Origin of the sequence: Micromonospora sp. 15K316, from assembly GCF_004348525.1 — a bacterium.
In the GTDB taxonomy this organism is placed as follows: domain Bacteria; phylum Actinomycetota; class Actinomycetes; order Mycobacteriales; family Micromonosporaceae; genus Micromonospora.
On sequence record NZ_SMKG01000318.1, the window covers coordinates 1 to 5,337 of the forward strand.

Below are 5,337 nucleotides of genomic sequence, written 5' to 3' on the forward strand. Positions count from 1 at the left end.
CCCCCGCCCAAGGCGCCGTCGCCCCGGCCGACGGAAACGCCGCCGCCAACAGCAGCGGCCCCTCCTCACCTGTGGCGGCATCGGAGCCGGCGGTCAACGCCGATGAGGCTCCGCTACCGGCGGCACCGCGGCGCGATGCGGTCGAGGTGGTGGTGCTCGGCAGACCCGCCATCATTGGCGCCGACCCGCAGCGCACTCTCCGCGCCAAGTCCCTGGAACTGCTGGTCTACCTAGCGGTCTGCGACGGCGACGCCTCCACCGAGGCGATCCTCGATGACCTGCTACCCGACGCCCCCGCCAGCAAAGCCACGCACCGGCTGCACACCTACATCTCAGACCTGCGCGCCGTACTGCGCCTCAACGCCGGACCCGGCACCTACCTGACTCGCACCCACCACCGATACCAGCTCAACCCCGACCGTTTCAGCCTCGACCTGTGGTGCATGCGAGCGGCGATCCGCGCCGCCGACACCGCCGGATCACACACCGAACGCGTCGAGGCACTGCGCCGCGCCGTGGCCACCTACCGACCCCTGGCCGACGGCTGCGACTACGAATGGCTCGAACCCCACCGCCACGCCGTGCAACGCGAAGCCCTCGACGCCGTCACCGCTCTCATCGAGGAACTCGCCGACCAGCCCGCCGAGCAAGCCGCCGTCTGCGAAACCGCCCTGCCCCACCACCCCTACGCCGAGGTGCTGTACCAGCAGGCCATGCGCGCCCATGCCCGCCTCGGGAAGCTCGACACCATCCGCGCGCTGCGCCGCACCCTCACCCGACGCCTCGCCGAGATCGACGCGGAACCCTCCGACGACACCCTCACCCTGGCCGACCGCCTCGCCACCGAACTTCGGCAACCCCGACGCGGCCTTCGCACCCCACAGCCCTCCGACGAGGAAGCACGCGCATGAGCCACGACACCCTGGCCAGCCTCCCCACCGCAGACAGCGCGGACCTCGGCGGCAAGCAACTGCGGCGGCTGCGCTGGGCCGTACGCGCCACCCTCGTCCTCGGCGTCGCCGCGTCAGTCGCCGCGAACGTCCTGCACGCCCGCCCGAACCCGATCAGCCAGATCATCGCCGCGTGGCCACCCCTGGCACTGCTGCTCACCGTCGAGCTCATCTCCCGCGTGCCCCACCACCGCTGGTACCTCGGCGCGATCCGCATCACCGCCGCCGCGATCATCGCCCTCATCGCCGCCTGGGTGTCGTACTGGCACCTCGTCGGTGTCGCCGCCCGCTACGGCGAGTCCGGCTACGGCGCCGCCTACCTGCTGCCCATCTCCGTCGACGGCCTCGTTCTCGTCGCCAGCGTCAGCCTCGTCGAAATCACCGCTCGCATAAGAGCCGCATCCACGCGCACGGCCCCCGCCACTGCCGAACTATCCAGGGCGCCCGCAGCTGCGGTCCCCACCTTGTCGGCCCCCGATGAGGACACCGTCGCCGCACCCTCCACACGCCGGTACCGACGCGCGGATCCCGGGCGCCCCGCCGCGCCGGCGACAGCCGCTCGTCGTCCGACCTCGCTTCACCACGCCCCTACTGCGTCGTCCGACGGCAGCGACGCTGACGGCGGCGACGACCCGGCAGCGCCGCGACCCGGCATCGACCAGCGCGGACCTGGCAATGTTCTGGCAGCTGACGTCGCTAAATCGCCCACCGCCGGGACCGGCAGACCGGCCATCGTACGCAGGGCCAAGGCATCAGGCCCGCCGCCGTCCGAGACGGCGCCGCAAGCGGCTCCCGTCACGAACGCCGAGGTGACTCCCACGCCGGCAGAGGGCATCGCCGCGCCATCAGCGGCGGAGGGCACCAGCGGTCACGGCCTGACGACCCCATCGAACAGTGTCGCCGTGATAGCTGACACCGCGTCCGCCGTCGCCTACTGGCGCCGCCGCGAGCCCGCGCTGCAGCCAGCGGAGGTCGCCGCGCGAATCGGCAAGTCGGAACGGACCGTGCGCCGGCACTGGCACCAGCAAGGCACCACTAGCGCGGGCCACCGTAACGGCCACCCTGCCGGCAAAAATCGGCAGCACCCGGCGTCCAACTCTGGATCGGTCGATTGACCGACCCCACCTCTCCCACCGGGAGAGCCGCCCCAACGACAAAAAGGCTCCGTCTCTTGCTCTCCTCGGCACCGTAGTGGGTCCAGCCGGACCGTGCTGTCGGCGTACGGGTCAACGTGCCCAACCGGGTACAGCCGAACGTGCAACAGGTCCGTAACGATGTTCAACGGTGCGGATCCCGGAGGACCGGCGCTCTACCCTCGATCTGGCCATGGACTTCAACGACTATCGCTGCCCGAGTCGGGGCCGAGATCACGGTTACTAAGGGTGACTGCCCTGGCGTCCGAGCCGCGCGGTCGCGGCAGATCCGTGTACGTGACCTTGGATGACGCACGGCCGGTGGCGGATGGCGCAGTCGATCGTGTGAGTGTGGCGGCTACTCCTAGGCGTGGCACCTACGTGGTCGGCCCCGCGGGATAACCGCACTGCTGCGGTGAGCAATCCTCCTCGTGGTCCCCTGGGCGGTCGGCGCCGGATCAGATGCCGAGTGACCTTCGAGTGGCCTGGGCGGTGTCGAACAACTCCTCGTAGCAGTCGAAGCCCCGCTCGATGCAGTCCATGTCGACCCCACATTCGCACTGCCGCGCCCGCAGCAGCGACTCATCCGCCACATACACCGGAAAGGTCAGGAAATCGACGTCGGGCACCCGTTCCCGGAGCATGGCGATGTCGTCCTGCGCGCCTTCTCTGAGCTGAAGCCAACCGTTGAGGTCGTCGTAGACGATCGCGCCGGCGCTGATCCCCTTCGTCCATCCGGTAAAGAGCGCGGCGAGACTGGTGGCGGCCCGAGCCGAACCCCAGACATCGGGGGTGAACTCGTAGCGCCAAATTTCACCCTCGTGGTCGCCCGCGAGCACGAACGTGTAGACCAGGTTCTCGAGATTGAACAGGCGCACTTGATGCCGCCACGGGAACGGTGTGCCGATCGATATCGCCAGGGTATCGAGTTCCTCGCCCCCGTCGGTCGGCCATGGCATGACCCATCCGCCGTTGGGCAGCAGCCGCCGAGGCGGCCAATTCTGCGACTGGAACCAGGTCAACTGCTCGGCAACGTGGTCCACGTCGAAGAGCCGGTGCACCAGGTCGGGTGGCTGTCCGACGGGCGCTTCGGGGTGCTCGGGCCAGTCGAGGCCCGCAGCTGTCGCCGCCGCGCGGTACTCCGCTACCGCGTCCCGCAGGACGCGCATGTCGTCGAGCATCACGGAGCTCCCGGCGGTGTGGGCGTCATGCACAGGCTAGCCCCGCCCCGCTGGCGCCTGGCACCCCGGAGCCTCGCAGGCGTTGATCGCCTGAACTGTTCTCGGCACGACCGGACGCCGGATCGATCCGCTTGCCGTGACGCTGCATAGCGCACGGTCGGCGGCATGAGCGAACGTCCAGGGCGCGGCGATGGACTTTGTCCTGCCTATTCACTGATCATGAACCTCATGGAGGAGCAGCAGGCGCCGCCGTCGGCCGAGGGTGAGGCGAAGGTCATCACGCTCTGCGGCTCGACCAAGTTTGAGTCTGAGTTCGCGGAGGTCAACCAGCGGCTCACGATGGAAGGTTGCGTCGTGATCAGCCTCGGGATGTTCAGCCTCCCTGATCTGCCGGACTACGACTGGACAGTCGACAGCTCGGACCTGAAGGGGCGGCTTGGCGGAGTGCACTTCCAAAAGATTCGCATGGCTGACGAGGTGTACATCGTGGATCCGGGCGGCTACTTAGGTGAGTCAACCCGACGGGAGATCGCCTACGCGGAGTCGCTCGGCAAGCCGGTTCGGTATCTGAGTCGCGAGCACTTGGCGCGAACGGGAGACGTCCCCCACGAGTGAGCTCGTCCCGGCGGTCCGCTCATCGGCGTGAGCGTGCGACCAGCGCCAGATCCGGATACTGAGTCGCCGCAGCAGGGACAGATGATCCGTCTGGCGGGCGGAGGGCCTCATGGGCGCGATGCCGGATAGCTGCCTGACGTGGTGAACCATGGTCTTCACTCGGCAGGTTCCCGACGCTTCGGGCGGCTATCGCTGTCACTTGGGCGACGCGCGACTTGCGGCGATGCCGTGCCATACTGCGGCGCGTGCACGTGACCGGGGAAGTGCAGATGACGTACGGCCTGCTGCGGCGGATAAGCCAAGACGCACAGGGCCGCTGGCAACGCGTCATGCGGGCGCTCCTGCTCGCCCTCACGGCGCTGGCTGTGCTGCTGGCCACGCTGCTCGCGACACTGACCGGGTTCGACGGCCGGCTGCTCTACCTCGTGCTGCTATTGTGCGCCGCGTTCGCCGTGACAGAACTCCTTCCGGCACTGGGTTGGTTGTTGCAGCGCCGCCTCTTCGTCGAGCCGTTCCGGTACGAGGTGAGCACGTCGGGCGTCGACATCCAGACCGCGAGCAGCCGGACCCAGATCGACTGGTCCGGCATCACCCGGATTCGGCCGCGACGCCACACCTGGTTGCTGAAGTACGGCATGAGCCAGATCCCGGTGCCGCGGGCGGCGTTCTCGCCTGAGGATCAACGGATCGTGGACGACTTCATCGTCAGGCGCCCCGAGTTCGCCGGGTGACCGTCCCTGGCCGCCTCGCCGCACTCCGGCAGCTCGTGCTCCAGGCCCAGCACCGGTCATCGCCCACGCCCTCGGCTTCCACCACCACACCACCCAACGACACCACGCCGCCGCAGGCGGAACCTGGAACCGCTACAGCCCGTTACGATGATCCACCCGGGAAGCCTCATCTGAATCGGCTGCGCGCAGCTCTCTACAGCGAAGGCCAACCAACCCATCATCACCGCTGGTGAGCTTGGGCACCTCGTTGAGGCGTGCAGGCTGCATGCGAGTGCGAGTGCGGCGGCTGGGCTGTCGTCGTGGGACAGTCAGCTGTGTCGGCGCTGCTCCAGCGGCCGTACTGCTCAGCGGGCATGGCGGGACTCCATCAGGGGTCGGTCGCTGGCAGTTGCCGGTATGCGGGTGCGGGACACAGTCACTAACCATCGCTAGCCTGGTCCCGCGGGTATAAGACGCACTCACATCGGCAGAAGCGGATGCACCACACGATCGACGACGGATCGTCGTAACGGAACCTCACGATGCCCCCTCCAAACCGGTTTTGCGGGTTTTGCTGAGTCCGCTGGTCAACTCGCGGACGGTTTGAACGTCGGACGTGCGTCGCTCGTCTCATCGCCCGTCTGCACAACGCTGTGCACGATCAGCTGTACCCGGCTGTGCACGTTGACCCGTACACCGACACGTGCCCTTGACGTGGAAGAGGGGCCGAGGTAGGACGGTGGGCTGG

At 68.3% G+C, this 5,337-nt stretch carries 5 protein-coding genes; 4 read left to right on the forward strand and 1 reads right to left on the reverse strand.

The genetic code is table 11. The features are described 5' to 3' along the window. Positions 1–911, forward strand: a 911-nt coding sequence (locus tag E1211_RS33625; RefSeq protein ID WP_305792240.1) for a BTAD domain-containing putative transcriptional regulator, incomplete at its 5' end; no start/stop codon positions are given. Continuing rightward, on the forward strand, positions 908–2,065 hold the full coding sequence (locus tag E1211_RS30475) for a DUF2637 domain-containing protein (RefSeq protein ID WP_243709778.1): 1,158 nt from the start codon (positions 908–910) through the stop codon (positions 2,063–2,065). The genes E1211_RS33625 and E1211_RS30475, both read left to right, overlap by 4 nt. 476 nt (positions 2,066–2,541) lie before the next feature. Here E1211_RS30475 and E1211_RS30480 read toward each other — a convergent pair whose 3' ends face one another. Next, complete coding sequence (locus E1211_RS30480) at positions 2,542–3,264, reverse strand: hypothetical protein (RefSeq protein ID WP_132353428.1); 723 nt, start codon at positions 3,262–3,264, stop codon at positions 2,542–2,544. 165 nt (positions 3,265–3,429) lie between these two features. Between E1211_RS30480 and E1211_RS30485 the strand changes: the two genes are divergently transcribed. Together E1211_RS30485 and E1211_RS30490 are read left to right on the forward strand one after the other, a co-directional pair. Further along, positions 3,430–3,879: a hypothetical protein gene (locus E1211_RS30485; RefSeq protein WP_207915566.1), complete on the forward strand. Its 450-nt coding sequence runs from the start codon at positions 3,430–3,432 to the stop codon at positions 3,877–3,879. A 251-nt stretch (positions 3,880–4,130) separates the two neighbouring features. After that, on the forward strand, positions 4,131–4,610 hold the full coding sequence (locus tag E1211_RS30490) for a YcxB family protein (protein ID WP_132353430.1): 480 nt from the start codon (positions 4,131–4,133) through the stop codon (positions 4,608–4,610). Positions 4,611–5,337 lie beyond the last annotated feature (727 nt).